General features: G+C 61.8%; 14 protein-coding genes, 1 tRNA gene and 1 pseudogene. 8 read left to right on the forward strand and 8 right to left on the reverse strand.

Features of this window, described 5'->3' with window-relative positions:
- Positions 1-120: 120 nt before the first annotated feature.
- The 6 genes and pseudogenes from P6U28_RS15685 to istA all read left to right on the forward strand — a co-directional run.
- Entirely contained in the window at positions 121-597 is a 477-nt protein-coding gene (locus tag P6U28_RS15685) for a hypothetical protein (RefSeq protein WP_407122688.1), read from the forward strand.
- Between the two features lie 560 nt (positions 598-1,157).
- Entirely contained in the window at positions 1,158-2,036 is an 879-nt protein-coding gene (locus P6U28_RS15690) for an SMP-30/gluconolactonase/LRE family protein (protein WP_407123079.1), read from the forward strand.
- A gap of 721 nt (positions 2,037-2,757) precedes the next feature.
- A complete protein-coding gene (locus tag P6U28_RS15695) occupies positions 2,758-2,907 on the forward strand; it encodes a hypothetical protein (RefSeq protein WP_407123221.1) in 150 nt (49 codons plus the stop codon).
- A 200-nt stretch (positions 2,908-3,107) separates the two neighbouring features.
- A complete protein-coding gene (locus tag P6U28_RS15700; protein WP_407122690.1) occupies positions 3,108-3,968 on the forward strand; it encodes a tyrosine-type recombinase/integrase in 861 nt (286 codons plus the stop codon).
- A gap of 9 nt (positions 3,969-3,977) precedes the next feature.
- A complete protein-coding gene (locus tag P6U28_RS15705) occupies positions 3,978-5,171 on the forward strand; it encodes an IS91 family transposase (protein ID WP_183250562.1) in 1,194 nt (397 codons plus the stop codon).
- A 554-nt stretch (positions 5,172-5,725) separates the two neighbouring features.
- Positions 5,726-6,690 (forward strand): annotated as a pseudogene (istA, locus tag P6U28_RS15710) (IS21 family transposase); the annotation flags it as partial.
- 1,009 nt (positions 6,691-7,699) lie between these two features.
- Here istA and P6U28_RS15715 read toward each other — a convergent pair.
- From P6U28_RS15715 to P6U28_RS15735, 5 genes are all read right to left on the reverse strand, one after another.
- Positions 7,700-7,918, reverse strand: coding sequence for a PRC-barrel domain containing protein (locus tag P6U28_RS15715; RefSeq protein WP_407122691.1), 219 nt, complete (start codon positions 7,916-7,918; stop codon positions 7,700-7,702).
- A gap of 180 nt (positions 7,919-8,098) precedes the next feature.
- Positions 8,099-8,293 carry a hypothetical protein gene (locus tag P6U28_RS15720; RefSeq protein ID WP_407122692.1) on the reverse strand — a complete coding sequence of 65 codons (195 nt, stop codon included), beginning with the start codon at positions 8,291-8,293 and terminating at the stop codon, positions 8,099-8,101.
- 183 nt (positions 8,294-8,476) lie between these two features.
- Entirely contained in the window at positions 8,477-8,689 is a 213-nt protein-coding gene (locus P6U28_RS15725) for a hypothetical protein (protein WP_407122693.1), read from the reverse strand.
- A 73-nt stretch (positions 8,690-8,762) separates the two neighbouring features.
- The gene (locus tag P6U28_RS15730) at positions 8,763-8,981 is read right to left on the reverse strand and encodes a hypothetical protein (protein ID WP_407122694.1); all 219 of its coding nucleotides are present in this window, start codon (positions 8,979-8,981) and stop codon (positions 8,763-8,765) included.
- A gap of 176 nt (positions 8,982-9,157) precedes the next feature.
- Positions 9,158-9,562, reverse strand: coding sequence for a response regulator (locus tag P6U28_RS15735; RefSeq protein WP_407122696.1), 405 nt, complete (start codon positions 9,560-9,562; stop codon positions 9,158-9,160).
- 259 nt (positions 9,563-9,821) lie between these two features.
- On the opposite strand from P6U28_RS15735, the gene P6U28_RS15740 reads away from it, so the two are divergent.
- The gene (locus P6U28_RS15740; RefSeq protein ID WP_407122697.1) at positions 9,822-10,004 is read left to right on the forward strand and encodes a hypothetical protein; all 183 of its coding nucleotides are present in this window, start codon (positions 9,822-9,824) and stop codon (positions 10,002-10,004) included.
- Positions 10,001-10,480: a hypothetical protein gene (locus P6U28_RS15745; protein WP_407122698.1), complete on the forward strand. Its 480-nt coding sequence runs from the start codon at positions 10,001-10,003 to the stop codon at positions 10,478-10,480. Before P6U28_RS15740 ends, P6U28_RS15745 begins: the two co-directional genes overlap by 4 nt.
- A 1,069-nt stretch (positions 10,481-11,549) precedes the next feature.
- Here P6U28_RS15745 and P6U28_RS15750 read toward each other — a convergent pair.
- The 3 genes from P6U28_RS15750 to lon form a co-directional block, all read right to left on the reverse strand.
- Positions 11,550-11,626, reverse strand: a tRNA-Val gene (locus tag P6U28_RS15750).
- Between the two features lie 63 nt (positions 11,627-11,689).
- Complete coding sequence (locus P6U28_RS15755; RefSeq protein ID WP_407122699.1) at positions 11,690-12,094, reverse strand: GFA family protein; 405 nt, start codon at positions 12,092-12,094, stop codon at positions 11,690-11,692.
- A gap of 68 nt (positions 12,095-12,162) precedes the next feature.
- Positions 12,163-14,586, reverse strand: coding sequence for an endopeptidase La (gene lon / locus P6U28_RS15760; protein WP_122402982.1), 2,424 nt, complete (start codon positions 14,584-14,586; stop codon positions 12,163-12,165).
- Positions 14,587-14,765 lie beyond the last annotated feature (179 nt).

The following is a 14,765-nucleotide window of genomic DNA, read 5'->3' on the forward strand; positions in this document are numbered from 1 at the left end:
AGCATCACAATGAATTCAACGCTTAAAGTAGTACAAGCGCAAGCGATGTCTTTTTGGCAGCCAGACTGTCCCAAAAGCCATCACCTTTGAGCCGAATGTGTGCGAGGCGCTGCTTCGGAGATGCGCCAACCGGGCGAAGATCGTCGCTCTGTGGCTGATGTTTTTGCCAACGTCTACGCCGAATGGATCGAACTCCTTGCCGGCCGGGGGGCGGAGCGCATGCTGCTCGACGGTGAGCCTGTCGTGCCTGCCGACGATCTGCGGCAGGCGCGCGAACTGGCCCTGCTGTTCTGCAAGAGCGAGGAAGCAATTGATAGTTTTCTCGCGCACTGCGATTTCGTCGCGCGTGACCTGTTGATGCCCTATGGCGATGTCGTGATCGTGCTTTCCACAGCGCTGTGCATCAAGCGCACGCTGGACGGCGCCGAGATCGAGAAAATCATCTCGCACTTCGAGGCGCACAAGTCGTTTGCGGCCGAACGCAGGCGGCGCGCGGACCGGCGCAAGTGCGAGTTGGCAGCCGAGCGCTTTCGAGCGGATCGCGATCACCGTCATGCCGCAACCTTGTCACAGTCTGCACCAGATCGGATGCAGTAATCGGCGACATCTAGATCGAAGGCCGGCGGATGTACCAGTGCCTGATGATCTTGAAGGGCCCCCACGAGCATAGCGTCGGGGCCCTTGCTACATTCATTCGCGCGCAAATGTCGGCCCTCCGACGTGTAGCCGAATTCCCCGAGCAGTCGTTCGCAAAAGGTCTGTGTGTGCTGGCGAGCGAATTCGGGCAACTGTCGGCAGGGCGCGCTCGAGCAGAGGCCATCTAATTTTGGAACTCGGTCCTTCTGGGGGTTGTTTGATCATCCCATCGATGGGAGGAAACCATGACAACTCTACTGTCCATTCCCCACAAGCAGATCCTCGATCGCCGCAACATCATCAAGGGTGCTGCAGCTCTCGCTACAACCGCCGTGAGCGTGAAGGCGGCCTCCGCGGCGACCGCGCCGCCGCTCGGCCAAACGGGTGCTCCAACAACGGCGAGCGAGCCGTTGCCCTTGGGGCCCCTGCCCGGCGGCCGCTATCCGGACTCCCATCTGGAGTCTGCCAAGAAGGGGCCACCATCGTTCGGGCCTCCCGATTTCCCGGCCTTCGCCGGCACTATGGCGGTTGAGCGCGTCGCAACCGGGTTCCGCTGGGCCGAGGGCCCGGTCTACTTCGCGGCCGGGCGTTACGTGCTCTTCAGCGACATTCCCAACAACCGCATCATGCGGTTTTGTGAAGATGACGGTCACGTCAGCGTGTACCGCCAGCCGTCGATGAATTCGAACGGCAATACCATCGATCGCGAAGGACGCCTGATCAGTTGCGAACACAGCGGGCGACGGGTCACACGGACCGAACTCGACGGCTCGATCACCATTATCGCCGACAAGTACAACGGCAAGAGATTGAACTCGCCGAACGATGCCGTTGTCACCTCCGACGGTGCGATCTGGTTCACTGATCCGATCTACGGCATCGGCGGCTATTACGAGGGCATCAAGGCCGAGCCGGAGCAGGAAAAGCACAACGTCTACCGCGTCGATCCGAAGTCGGGCGATATCAAAGTTGTGGTCGATGACTTCGTTGAGCCAAACGGCATTGCGCTCTCGCCCGACGAGAAGAAGCTCTATGTCATCGACACCGGCTTCACCGACGGGCCCAACAATCCGTCGCAGATCCGCTCGTTCGACTTGGATGTGAGCGCCGGGAAGGTGTCGAACAGCAAGGTATTTGCCGACATGCCGAAGCCCAGCATTACGGATGGCGTGCGCACTGACACCGATGGCCGAGTTTGGCTTTCCGTCGGCTGGGGCGACCCGAATGAGGACGGCGTGCGTTGCTATACTCCCGCCGGCGAACTGCTGGGCAAGATCCACATCCCGGAAACAGTCGCCAATCTGTGTTTCGGCGGTCAGCAACGAAACCGGCTATACATCTGCGGCTCGACGTCGCTCTATGCCGTCTACACCAGTGTGCAGGGCTCAATGAAGCCGTAAGGCCAGCGATAATCCAGCCAATCTTAGAAAGAGAGCCGCTCCCGCCGGGGCGGCTCTTAGGTTTTGCGGAGGTCTCGCGCCGGTCAGATTCCAGTCGTCACCATTCTGGCGGACGTGACGCCAATTAGTCGCTCGTTTTCTTTTTTTCTTAACGGCCGCTCCATTTTGCTTTGGCATTAGTTTTGCGAAGGGGAATTGTAAAGGACAAACGTCGACCTTGATGACGGCTCGTTCATGTAGTCCAGATAGCGGGCTTTCAGGCGAAGCCGCTGCGTTGGTGCTGCCGTCATCGTCTTCGGCATTGAACCGAATCGAGTTGGGCGGACGATGGTGTGGCCGGTCCACACAAGCCCGATGGGCGGTCCCGTCGGGCTGTGGGCAAGCCAACGGCGCGGCGTTTCATTGGCGAGCCTTAATGCCAATAGGGCGTATGGAGTCGTCGCGCGAGTTAAGGCGGCGTCCAGTCTCTGGTTCGAAAGACATTTTAGCAGGAGCAATTGCATGACGACCGAACGACCTAGCCTTCCGCCATACGCCGGGTCGATCCGATCTTTGACTTAATCGATCGTCACCGCGAGTTGTCGGCGCACTATGATGCAGCTGTGTCTATTTCGGCGAAGCTAGGGGACGGTACCGAATTTTATGCGCCGACGAAATCAGCAGCGAACAGAGTCAGGCTCTCGCGCTGCATGCGAACGTGCTCCTGCATTCAAAGCCGACCATGATCGCGGGCGTCATCGATTTGAGCCGCTATGTCGCCAGCTTGACCGCGTGGGAGGTGTCTGAGGATGAGGACTGGCATCAATGCTTTTTGGGGGCGCTGGCGGACTCGATCAACGAGATCAGGATGGCGCAGTTGCCCGCGAGATGAGCGGCGCGACCAACGACGGACGCGGGGCTTCGGTCCCGCGTCATAGCTCGCGCTCCATCGCCGGATGGCTGCGGTTCTTCACCTTAATGCTGATTGAACGAACCCGCTACGCGGGAGTGGGGGCAAGCCTGCTGAACTGAGGTGTCCTGTCTGAGAGGATGTTGGTCTTCGCACCACCCCTCTCAAGACAGGAGACCCAGATGGCTACGATGAGCCCTCTTCGGCAGCGCATGATCGAGGACATGACGGTCCGCAATCTGTCGCCGTCGACTCAACAATCCTATATCTATGCGATCGCAAAGTTTAGCCGCCATTTTAGCTACGCCCCGGACCGGTTGAGTTTCGAGCAGGTCCGCGCCTACCAACTGCATCTCATCGGTCAAAAGCGTTCGTGGTCCCACATCAATCAGGTGGCCTGCGCGCTGCGGTTCTTCTACGGCGTCACACTCGGGCAGACGGAGGCATTCGAGCGGATCATCGGTGGCCAGAAGCCCGACAAGCTCCCGCTCGTGCTTAGTGCCGAAGAGATCGAGCGCTTCCTGGACGCGGTTACAGGGGTGCGCAATCGCGTCGTGCTGGCGACGGCTTATGCGGCTGGCTTACGGGTTAGTGAAGTCGTCCGCCTGAAGGTGAGCTCGATCGACAGCAAGCGAATGTTGATCCACATCGAGAACGGCAAGGGCGGCAGGGATCGTTACGCGATGCTTTCTCCGCGACTGCTGGAGATTCTACGTACGTACTGGATGCGAGCCCGGCCGGGACTGTGGCTATTTCCAGGCCAAGACCCAAGTGAACATGTCAGCGTCCGCTGCGTCCAGGCGGCCTGCCGCGCCGCCCGCCGCCGCGCTCGGCTTGCCAAGCCGATTACTGTCCATACGCTCCGGCACTCGTTTGCGACCCATCTCCTGGAAAGCGGGATCGACATTCGCATCATTCAAGTTCTGCTCGGACATGCCGACCTGGGATCGACCGCGCGCTACGCTCAGGTTGCGACCAATCTGCTCGCCCGCACGACCAGCCCATTCGATGGACTCTCCGTTAGGGTGATCCCACCCAACTGAGCTGCGCATATGCGCCCCGTGCTCGAGGTGGCGGACATCCTCCGCCGCCACGGCGGCGCGTTCCGTGCCGCGCAGGGGCCTCGGCTGTCCTCCGATCAGCGCCGTGTGATGGCGGCCATCGAGGCGTGTCGCACAGCGACGCTCGGCGGCCACGTCGAGCGGTGCGACGACTGCGGCCTGGTCCGCGTCGCCTATAACAGCTGTCGCGATCGGCACTGTCCAAAGTGCCAAGCGCTCGCGCGCGCCCAATGGCTCGCCGAGCGCCAGGCCGACCTGCTGCCGGTCCCCTATTTCCATGTCGTCTTCACCGTGCCGGCGCCGGTGGCCGCCATCGCGCTGCAGAACAAGACGGTGGTCTACGACATCCTGCTCAAGGCAGCAGCCGAGACGATCCGTCTCATCAGCGCCGACCCGAAGCATCTCGGTGCCGAGACCGGGATGATCGCCATTCTCCATACCTGGGGCCAGACCCTAACGCATCATCCGCATGCCCATTGCCTCGTGCCAGGCGGCGGGATCGCCCCTGATGGAAGCTGGGTTCATTGTCGCCCCGGCTTCTTCCTTCCCGTTCGCGTCCTGTCACGATTGTATCGTCGGCTGTTCCTGGAGCGCCTGCAGGCGGCGTTCAATGGCACCAAGCTCCAGTTCTTCGGCCATCTCGCGCACCTCGTCGAGCCAGCGGCATTCGCCCGCCATCTAAACGCCCTCCGCAAAGTCGAGTGGGTCGTCTACGCCAAGCGTCCCTTCGGCGGACCAGAACAGGTTCTGGCCTATCTCGGGCGCTACACCCATCGCGTTGCGATCGCCAACGGCCGGCTCCTTACCTGTGACGAGGGCCACGTCCGCTTCCGGTGGAAGGATTATCGCGCTGGCAACAAATCCAAAGTGATGACGCTCGACACTGAGGAGTTCCTTCGTCGCTTTCTGCTCCACATATTGCCGAAGGGGTTTCGCCGCATCCGTCATTTTGGTTTCCTGGCGAACGCCTGCCGCGCCGCCAAACTCGCGCGCATCCGAGCGGCGCTTGAGGCGCCGCAGCCACCTCCGCCTGCCGAAGCTGTCAACTATCGTGAGCGCTGCGCCATCCTGCTTGGTCACCGCCTCGACTTATGCCCCATCTGCGGAGGCCGCATGGTCGAGATTGGGCCTGTGCCGCGTGCGCCAGCGCAGCGACGCGCAGCACCTCGCTGCGACACATCATGACCGACGACCTCGATTTGTTCGCTCCCACTGCACATGCTGCCCTGCCGACGTTCTCCGTCGGAACGATCAAGCACGCTCACAACGCCCGGCGAACGGGCGATAGTCAGCCGCCTGGGCTTGACGCGCCGTTCGACGCTATCGACGGCGGCATCCTTTGCTGCCAACATCAGCGACAATCTGCGGCCACAATCGCTCGCGGGCCCGACATCGGGTCAATCGCGCCTACCGGCGCCTAGATCGAGCCCCCATAGGTCCGCGCTCACAAGACGCGGCTTCGTTCAATCCAGCTTCAAATAGGTCCCGCGCTGGACTTGCGGCGAGATCTGCGACGCGGGACCTATTTGAACCCTCCAGTATTCCGGGCGAAATCGACCACCATTCCGAAATGAAATCGCCCACCATTCCGATTTGAAATCGCCCGCCGTTCCGAGATGAAATCGCCCACTATTCCGGGATGAAATCGCCCGGGGCGAAGCGGCCTCTTCTGGCTCTGATAGGTCCCCTCCTTTCGGCTTTTGGAAGGAGTGGATCGGATGCCGATGGGGAGGCTTGCGATGCGCCATGTGCGCGAGGTGATGAGACTGAAGGCGGCGGGGCTTTCGATCCGGGAGATCGGGCGGCGGGTCGGGGCCGTGCCCTCGACGGTGCGGCTGACGATCCGGCGGTTCGAAGCGGCAGGGCTGAGCTGGCCGCTTGCAGACGAGGTCGCGGATACGGTTCTGGAGGAGCGGCTGTTTGCAGGCGCCGGAGCCAAACCAGGCCAGAGGCGACGCGCGGAGCCGGACTGGGCGGCCATTCACCGCGAGCTCAAGCGCAAGCATGTGACGCTGTCGATCCTCTGGGAGGAATACATCGCCAGCGAGCCGCATGGCTACGCTATAGCCGCTTCTGTGAGCTCTTCAGGGCCTGGGAAAGCCGTCTGTCGGTGACGATGCGCCAATCCCATGCCGCCGGCGACAAGCTGTTCGTGGACTATGCGGGCGACGGCGTGCCGGTGGTCGACCGACTGACCGGCGAGATCCGCAACGCGCAGATCTTTGTCGCAGTGCTGGGCGCCTCGGGCTTCACCTACGCGCAGGCGACCTGGACGCAAGGACTGGCCGACTGGATCAGCGGTCATGTCGGCGCGTTCGAGGCGATCGGCGGCGTGCCGGCGCTGGTCGTACCCGACAATACCAAGACCGCCGTGATCAAGGCGTAGCTGCGGTTGATCTGCGGATCGTAGAAGCACTACGCCGAGATGGCGGCGCATTACGGCACGGCCATTCTGCCGGCGCGACCGCGTCGTCCGCGCGACAAGGCCAAGGTCGAGCAGGCGGTGCTGGTGATCGAACGCTGGCTGATCGGTGGCTTGCGCCACCGCATCTTCCACAGCCTTGCCGAGCTCAATGCAGCGATCGGCGCGATGTTGCACAGGCTCAATGACGAGCGCCCGATCCGCCGGCTCGGCGTGACGCGCCGGCAATTGTTCGACGAGATCGATCGACCGGCGCTGAAGGCCTTGCCGGCGGCCTCTTACCGAGCATGCGACCCTTATCGGCGCCGATGCTGCTAGCCAGATGGTCGATATCATGATTAGGACCGTCATCGGCGAGAAGCACCGTATCGAGCAGATGACCGCAGGCAGAGCATGAGGGAGCAGGTTCCATGAGCAATGCGCCGACGCCGCGCGCAGTGATCTCGGCGGCTGGCATAAAAATGTTCCCCCTTTGAAGTATGTTTGGTGCGCGATTGAAACGCGCACTGCCGCTCGTTGGTTGGAGGGTAATCGAAACTGCTCTCGGAGATCCCCCGTGACCGACGCGGATATGCTCGTCGTGGCCGGATTGGCCGGCTTAGCATGGTGGTCATATGTCTTCCTGCCCCTGGTCTTCTATTTCTAGACCTTGAGGACAGTTTGCTTGATGGATGTCGTGGATCGGCCGGCCACCGCCCCTAGATCAGCGACCAGGGGCCCGCCGGTTCACGCTGGCGGGCCTGCCTCGCAGTCTCAAAGCAAACCGCGTCCCAACGTCGACGCGCCTTGCTTTCTCGTGAAATGCGCGATGCCTCTCCGCGCAGCTGGTCTAGTTGGCTTCCGACGGCTCGTACAATCAGGCAATTCGTCTTCGCCATGGAAAACTCCCTCGGGAATAATGCCAAAAAAGAAACAGTGGACACGATCTCGGTTCCTAAGGATGGTGGCGCTCAAAGAGTGCGCCAATATAGCGAGGCGTCAGGTCCCTTGGCGGCCGGGGGCCAGGTTGAGGGCCAGGGACCGAAGGCGCGGGCCTTCAACTTCGCCCTGTTTTGTGCGTTACCCTTGCACCATGGCCGTAACAGACGCAGAACTCTTCCGTAATGAAGCCAAGGATTGCCTCAACTTGGCGGAGAAGGCGACTAGCACGCTAGACAAGGAAGACTGGCAGCGCCTGGCCGCCGAGTGGCTTAAGCTCGCACAGGAAGCCGAGAGCCGTGGGGGTCGATGGTTTCGCACCTGAAATGTACTGCATCATGAAGTGTCACCAGCCCCATCACGCGCGAGATGATCAGTTTTCGATGTGCTTCACCGTCGAGATCGGCCATCGACCTTCGTGTCCAGCGATCGAGATGCGGAGTCCATGCTCGTCGTCGAGGAAAACGCCGTCAATCGTGCCAGCCTTGCCGTCGGTCAAAACGGCGCCCCTGCCGACCAGTTCCTTCTCGGCAGCGTGCAGTTCTCGCAGGATGTTCATGGCTCGCTTGTCGCCAGTGCTTGATGCGCTCATGCACGCAAACCTGCAGGCGCCAAAGAAGTTTCCCTCGCGTAGAATGCACTAAAGTGGTGCATGTATCTGCATACCCTTTTTCGTTGACCGTGACGTGAGGCGGTGGAATGCTTTGATCGCCGCTCGTGCAGCGGCGCGGCTTTCGCAGGGCCGACCTTCCCAAGGAGACCAACGACTTGTTTACCCGCGTCCGGCCAGCGCGCGGGAAGCAAAACGCTGGCCGTCTTTTTGATGGAAGGAAATTGCGATGCGTTCCACTTCAAAATCAGATCGTCGCGCGAAGCGCACCACCCACATCGCTACGCCTGCCCACGAGGTCGACGAAGCGACGGTACCGAGCTTCGAATTTCGCGATGGCGCGGTTATCTGCACCATGAGACTCGCGACCGCGAAGTCGCGCAGTACTCGATGTCGCTTGCCATGCTGATGAAGACGATGGCCGCAGCGACCGAACTGACGAACGCAAACCTCACCAAGGCGCTGGACGCCATGATGATGGACGCCGAGCGCGTCGCCGCGGCGCGTTGACCGCCTGGCCCGCCGGTTTGCCCGGCGGGCTCAGTCGTTGGAGACGAACCGGTCTTCGAGAAGGCCCGCCGCTTGCAATTCGTCCTGCCACCGATCGGCCGCCTCGTTGAAGACTTCCAGCGCTGCCAATTTCTTGTCGCCGTCATGGATGATCAGATGCTGCTTATGCCAGCCGAGGGGTTGGCCGGCTCGCATGAGCCCCGCTTGAGACTGGTTGATCCAGACTTCCTCAACTGCGATCAAGTTTCTGAAGCATATGAGCAGGCGTTGAGAGCGCAAACACCTGTTTCGGCGGCTGAGCCGGTTCTCTGATTCGTTACTCCTCAGCCAAAACCTTCTCGATTGCCTTGATCACTGCCGGAGCCTGGCTCCTGGTGATGACGATCACCGTATCCTCGTCCTCATCCCAGCGATGCTGACGCCGGATCACCACGTCGCCCCTGGGATTTGAATAGACCGCGATCGCGTCTTGGTGTTGCACCACTACGGCCCCATCATCGTCGTTCCAGCTGAAGTTCACACCGTCATCTTCCATGCCTATTCTCCGTCGAATCGTTCGAGCGGCGATCGTGCCATGCGGACCACCGCACGGGCGCGCGAAAACCGTGTTTATCCGACGTATTCACAACCGCGCGTCGGCCAGCCGTGGGTCGCCACGCGCTGGTCGCGCCGAACACGAAGAGGCCGCCCTAGCGGGCGGCCTCTTTTTCATTACCCGTCGAGGCGCGATGCCTGGTCCGGCCGCGTCACGAGTTGGGAAATGGCCTCGACCAAATGATCCGGTTCGACTGGTTTCCGCAGCAGGGCGCTATAGGGCACCGCTCGATCCTGAAATTCGTTCGCGTGACTTCCGGTGAGATACACAACCGGCAAGTCCGGGTCGATCTGTCTCGCTCTGGTCGCAACTTCCCATCCGGTCATTCTTCCGCGCAGGCCGATGTCCGCGACGAGTGCGCGGTACGCGGCCGCGTTTCCCTTAAGGAGCGTGACCGCCTCCTCGCCTGAAGCGGTGATCGCAGTCTCAAAGCCGCTCTCGCCGAGGACGTCTTCCAGGACGCCCTGCAGCTGCTGATCGTCCTCGACAACCAGGATGACAATCTTGCCTTCTGAAGCCACCCAACGCACTCCTGCTCGACTACATGATGCCGAACCTGGGCAATTAGTTCCCCAGAAAATGCACACGCGCGCTGATCGCGCCAACATCACACAGTACAGGCCCGCCGCTCTGGCGGGCCTTGCGCATTTGTGGGGGGAAACAGGAAACAGCAATCCACCATAATCGAAATGTGAGGTCGCAAACCTTGTAACCAGGCCGAAAACTGCTAAGTCTCGCAGAGCTGCGGATCCGCCATCAGATTTGATGAAAGGTCGTCGAATGAGCCAAGGTACTTGGCGCGTCCGACCGAGCGAGATCGCGCGCACAATCCGGTCCGTTCGGTCTTCCGGTCTCCCGGTCCGCAATATCGAAATCACACCCGACGGCACCGTGCGCATCTTTGTCGGCGACCACGACAAGGTGGTGGTTGGCGATGAGCAGCGCGAGGCGGCGCGCTCATGACGGACGCGCTTGCATTCTCGGACTACTTGCCGGAGGCGGACGTGTTAGCCCGCTGGCCCATGCTAACAGCCAAGGAGCTGCGGCGGGCGCGCAAGAACTCGTTGATCGAGTTCTACGCGTTCCGCGATGGACCTTGCTATACGGCCAGCCAGGTGCAGAACTACGTCGACCGAACCTATTTGAGGAAAGCGCAATGCGCCGCCGATCAGATCCAGCCGTTGGAGCAGCCGGCATCACCGACACCGAGCGTTTCGAGCTTGACGGCTGGTACCTCGATCGTCCCCATCCAGAACGTGGCAACATCATCTATGCCTGCAGGTATGACCCCGGAGCTGGCATCGTCCGCCGCCGCTCTCTTAGGACAGCGGATTGGGAAGAGGCCAAAGTTGCGCTCGCCGCGCTCATCCTCGCAGCGCCGGCAACCAAAGGGGCCGCCGTCCCTGGCCCTGATCAAGTCCTCACCGTCGCAGCCTTAACCAACTATCTCGACGGTCACGCGCAGACCATCCGCTCCACGCCGGATGCCGAGCGCGCCTGCGAGCTCGCGAAGCAATATCTCGAGCACGTCAAGGAGCCGCTCGCCACGGTGTCATTCTGGACACCGGCTCGGCAACTCGGCTTCGCGAAGTGGATACGGGAGACCCTCAAACATACCCCGGCCTCGATCGAGCGCCGCCTCGACGTGCTCTCCGCCGCTTTTCATGAGATGACCGAAGTCAAACTGCGCAAGGACACGTTTGGGCAGGACGTGGAGACCGCGCTAATGACGCATGCGCCGAAGTTCGTCTACAAGCGCGCCCGCATCGCCGAGGAGCTGAAGATCCCACCCTCGAAGCCGCGGCACTCAACGCACAGTCTAGAGGAGGTTGCGGACGTTCTCGACGCTCTCAGGCATGAGCATCTGTTCCGCTACGCGATCATTGCGCTCAACACCTGGGCCCGCCCCGAGGCGATCTTTGACTTCAACCCGACATTCCAGCGCGATCATGGCCTGATCAATCTCAACCCGCCGAACCGGTTGCAGACCAACAAACGAAGAGCAACCATCGTCGAAACCCAGTGCCTCGGTGGTTGGCTCGATCACTGGGCCAGGGCGGACGCGCAGGCGCGTAACGCGGCCCTGCAAGCCGGCGTGAACCCGGCGCCGGACGCCTTGCTGGTGTTCCAGGGCGAGCGGGTCATGAGCCTCAAGAAGGGCTTCCGCACGGCCGTAGAGGCCGCCGGCGTCACGAAGTTCACTCCGGGTTCATTCCGCCACTTCATGGCGACCACGATCCGCCGCACTTGCCGTGGCGTGTCCCGGGAGCAGCGCTCGATCTGGATGGGGCATGCCGTCCGCGAGGGCTCGCGCACCACCGACAACTATGAGGCCTTTGACCCCGAGTACCTCGCCGATGTCGCGTTGGCGATCGACTTCGTCATGCAACAGCTGCAGACGCACTGCCAACGCAGGCTATTTTCTATTGAAGTTCGATTGAATCAGCGAGATCTCGCCAGGATCGGCGCCAAGAAGGAAAAGAAAACGCCGTATAATCAGGGATTTAGTGGTGGGCGGTCACGGATTCGAACCGCGGACCCTCTCGGTGTAAACGAGATGCTCTAACCAGCTGAGCTAACCGCCCCCGGCCGCCTCTTTAGCCTCACAGGCCCCGGACGGGCAAGCGCGGAACTTCATTTCCTGGACCTCAATCCTGCGGCCGCCCCGGCAACAGCGGCACGGCGTCGATCCACACCGCCGCCGACTGGCACCATATCTGCCTGGAGGGCCGTAATCGGTCGCGCTGGCGGATGCTGCCCCAGCGGATGCCCCAATCGTCGGCCTGGTCGCCCTCGCCGCTGGTGAACAGCGGGGAACCGCAGTCGGCACAGAAGTGCTGAAAGCGCATCCGGCCGTTGTCGCCGCGCTTGCCGTAGAGCTTTGGCGTGCCGGCGGTCAGGCGGACATCGGACTTGGCGCAGATCGCGGTCACCCGGAACGGCGAGCCGGTCAACGTCTGGCAGTCGGTGCAGTGGCAGACCGAAACCGCCTCTGGGTCGATCTCGGCCTCGTAGGTGATCTTGCCGCAATGGCATTGCCCGTCGACCTGCATTGCCTCCTCTCCTCGCCACAAACAAAAACGGCGCCCGGAGGCGCCGTTTTATCATCTATCAATGAGCCTTAGTGAGCGGTCAGACCGCCGGCGGCTTCGTCGCCGTCCGGCTTCACCGTCACCTTGGTGTCCTCTTCCCAGACGATCGGCACCGGCTTCTTCACCAGCGCTTTCGCGACGACGTCGTCGAGGCGGGAGACCGGGATGATCTCCATGCCGCCCTTGATCGCATCGGAAATCTCCGTGAGATCCTTGGCGTTGTCCTCGGGGATCAGCACCGTCTTGATGCCGCCGCGGGCCGCAGCCAGCAGCTTCTCCTTGAGGCCACCGATCGGCAGCACGCGACCGCGCAGCGTGATCTCGCCGGTCATCGCGACATCGTGGCGGACCGGGATGCCGGTCATGACCGAGATGATCGCGGTGGCCATCGCCACGCCCGCGGACGGACCGTCCTTCGGCGTCGCGCCTTCCGGCACGTGCACGTGGATGTCGCGCCGGTCGAACAGCGGCGGCTCGACGCCATAGTTGATCGCGCGCGAGCGGACATAGGACGCCGCCGCCGAGATCGATTCCTTCATGACGTCGCGCAAGTTTCCGGTGACCGTCATCTTGCCCTTGCCCGGCATCATGACGCCCTCGATCGTCAGCAACTCGCCGCCGACATCGGTCCAGGCAAGGCCAGTGACGATGCCGACCTGCGGCTCGCTCTCGATCTCGCCGAAGCGGTACTTCGGCACGCCGAGCAGCTCTTCCAGAGTCTTCTCGGTGACCTTGACCGCCTTCTTCTTGGAGATCATCAGCTCCTTCACCGCCTTGCGGGCGAGTGTCGAGAGCTCACGCTCCAGGTTGCGCACGCCCGCTTCGCGGGTGTAGCGGCGGATCAGAAGCAGCAGCGCGTCGTCGTCGATCGAGAACTCTTTGGAGTCCAGGCCGTGCTTGGACACCGCGTTGGGGATCAGATGCTTGCGCGCGATCTCGACCTTCTCGTTCTCGGTGTAGCCCGCGATCCGGATGATCTCCATGCGGTCCATCAGCGGGCCCGGAATATTGAGCGTATTCGCGGTCGTGATGAACATCACGTTGGACAGATCGTAGTCGACCTCGAGATAGTGGTCGTTGAACGTTCCGTTCTGCTCGGGATCGAGGACCTCGAGCAGAGCCGACGACGGATCGCCGCGGAAATCGGCGCCCATCTTGTCGATCTCGTCCAGCAGAAACAGCGGATTGGACGACTTCGCCTTGCGCATCGACTGGATGATCTTGCCGGGCATCGAGCCGATATAGGTGCGGCGGTGACCGCGGATCTCGGCTTCATCGCGCACGCCGCCGAGCGAGACGCGCACGAATTCGCGCCCCGTCGCCTTCGCGATCGACTTGCCGAGCGAGGTCTTGCCGACGCCGGGAGGTCCGACGAGGCACAGGATCGGCCCGGTCAGCTTGTTGGCGCGCGACTGCACCGCGAGATACTCGACGATGCGTTCCTTGACCTTCTCGAGCCCGTAGTGATCGGAGTCCAGGATGGCTTGCGCCTGCTCCAGATCCTTCTTCACCTTGGACTTCTTGTTCCACGGGATCGACAAGAGCCAATCCAGATAGTTGCGCACGACGGTCGCTTCCGCTGACATCGGCGACATCTGGCGCAGCTTCTTCAATTCATGCTGCGCCTTCTCGCGCGCTTCCTTGGAGAGCTTGGTCTTGGAGATCTTCTCTTCGAGATCGGCGAGCTCGTCGCGACCATCGTCGTCGCCGAGTTCCTTCTGGATCGCCTTCATCTGCTCGTTGAGATAGTACTCGCGCTGGGTCTTCTCCATCTGGCGCTTGACGCGCGAGCGGATGCGCTTCTCGACCTGCAGCACCGAGATCTCGCTCTCCATCAGGCCCAGCACCTTCTCCAGGCGCGTGGTGACGGACAGCGTCTCCAGGATGCCCTGGCGATCCGCGATCTTCACGGCGAGATGCGAGGCAACCGTGTCGGCGAGCTTGGCGAAATCGGTGATCGCCTGCACGACGCCGACGACCTCGGCCGAGATCTTCTTGTTGAGCTTCACATAGCTCTCGAAATCGGAGACGACCGAGCGCGCCAGCGCCTCCGCCTCGACCGACTTCGCATCGGTATCGGCGAGCGCAACGGCAGTCGCCTCGTAATAGTCGGCGCGATCGGTGTATTTGGACACGCGCGCACGCTCGAGCCCCTCGACCAGCACCTTCACGGTGCCGTCGGGAAGCTTCAAGAGCTGGAGCACGCTGGCGAGCGTCCCGGTCTCGTAAATGGCATCGGGCGCCGGATCATCGTCGGACGCGTTCTTCTGCGTCGCGAGCATGATCAGCGCGTCGTTCTTCATCACCTCTTCGAGCGCGCGGATCGACTTCTCGCGGCCGACGAAAAGCGGAACGATCATGTGCGGGAAGACGACGATGTCGCGCAGCGGCAGCACCGGATAGGCGTGCGCTTCGCCATGGACGATGGTTGGCCGGGGTTTGGGATTAGTCATGGCCTTTTCCTTTTGCTTTGCCCCCTTGCACGCAGCCCGCTGATCATGCGCAACCACCACAAGGTGCCGAGGTGATCCGCAAGACCGGTCGGTCCTTTTGCGAGTTGGACCGGCTTGTCGGATCGGAACTGAGGCGAATCTTGAAGAGAATTTTCGCTCGCCGCCAACATTAGGTGGCT

The organism is Bradyrhizobium sp. STM 3561, assembly GCF_045571455.1.
In the GTDB taxonomy this organism is placed as follows: Bacteria; Pseudomonadota; Alphaproteobacteria; order Rhizobiales; family Xanthobacteraceae; genus Bradyrhizobium; species Bradyrhizobium vignae.

What these genes read in the sequence shown, in the direction of transcription:
- P6U28_RS15685 (WP_407122688.1), top strand. Translation starts at nt 121, where the DNA reads ATGCGCCAACCGGGCGAAGATCGTCGCTCTGTGGCTGATGTTTTTGCC.
- P6U28_RS15690 (WP_407123079.1), top strand. Translation starts at nt 1,158, where the DNA reads ATGGCGGTTGAGCGCGTCGCAACCGGGTTCCGCTGGGCCGAGGGCCCG.
- P6U28_RS15695 (WP_407123221.1), top strand. Translation starts at nt 2,758, where the DNA reads ATGATCGCGGGCGTCATCGATTTGAGCCGCTATGTCGCCAGCTTGACC.
- P6U28_RS15700 (WP_407122690.1), top strand. Translation starts at nt 3,108, where the DNA reads ATGGCTACGATGAGCCCTCTTCGGCAGCGCATGATCGAGGACATGACG.
- P6U28_RS15705 (WP_183250562.1), top strand. Translation starts at nt 3,978, where the DNA reads ATGCGCCCCGTGCTCGAGGTGGCGGACATCCTCCGCCGCCACGGCGGC.
- P6U28_RS15715 (WP_407122691.1), bottom strand. Translation starts at nt 7,918, where the DNA reads ATGAGCGCATCAAGCACTGGCGACAAGCGAGCCATGAACATCCTGCGA.
- P6U28_RS15720 (WP_407122692.1), bottom strand. Translation starts at nt 8,293, where the DNA reads ATGGTGCAGATAACCGCGCCATCGCGAAATTCGAAGCTCGGTACCGTC.
- P6U28_RS15730 (WP_407122694.1), bottom strand. Translation starts at nt 8,981, where the DNA reads ATGGAAGATGACGGTGTGAACTTCAGCTGGAACGACGATGATGGGGCC.
- P6U28_RS15740 (WP_407122697.1), top strand. Translation starts at nt 9,822, where the DNA reads ATGAGCCAAGGTACTTGGCGCGTCCGACCGAGCGAGATCGCGCGCACA.
- P6U28_RS15745 (WP_407122698.1), top strand. Translation starts at nt 10,001, where the DNA reads ATGACGGACGCGCTTGCATTCTCGGACTACTTGCCGGAGGCGGACGTG.
- P6U28_RS15755 (WP_407122699.1), bottom strand. Translation starts at nt 12,094, where the DNA reads ATGCAGGTCGACGGGCAATGCCATTGCGGCAAGATCACCTACGAGGCC.
- lon (WP_122402982.1), bottom strand. Translation starts at nt 14,586, where the DNA reads ATGACTAATCCCAAACCCCGGCCAACCATCGTCCATGGCGAAGCGCAC.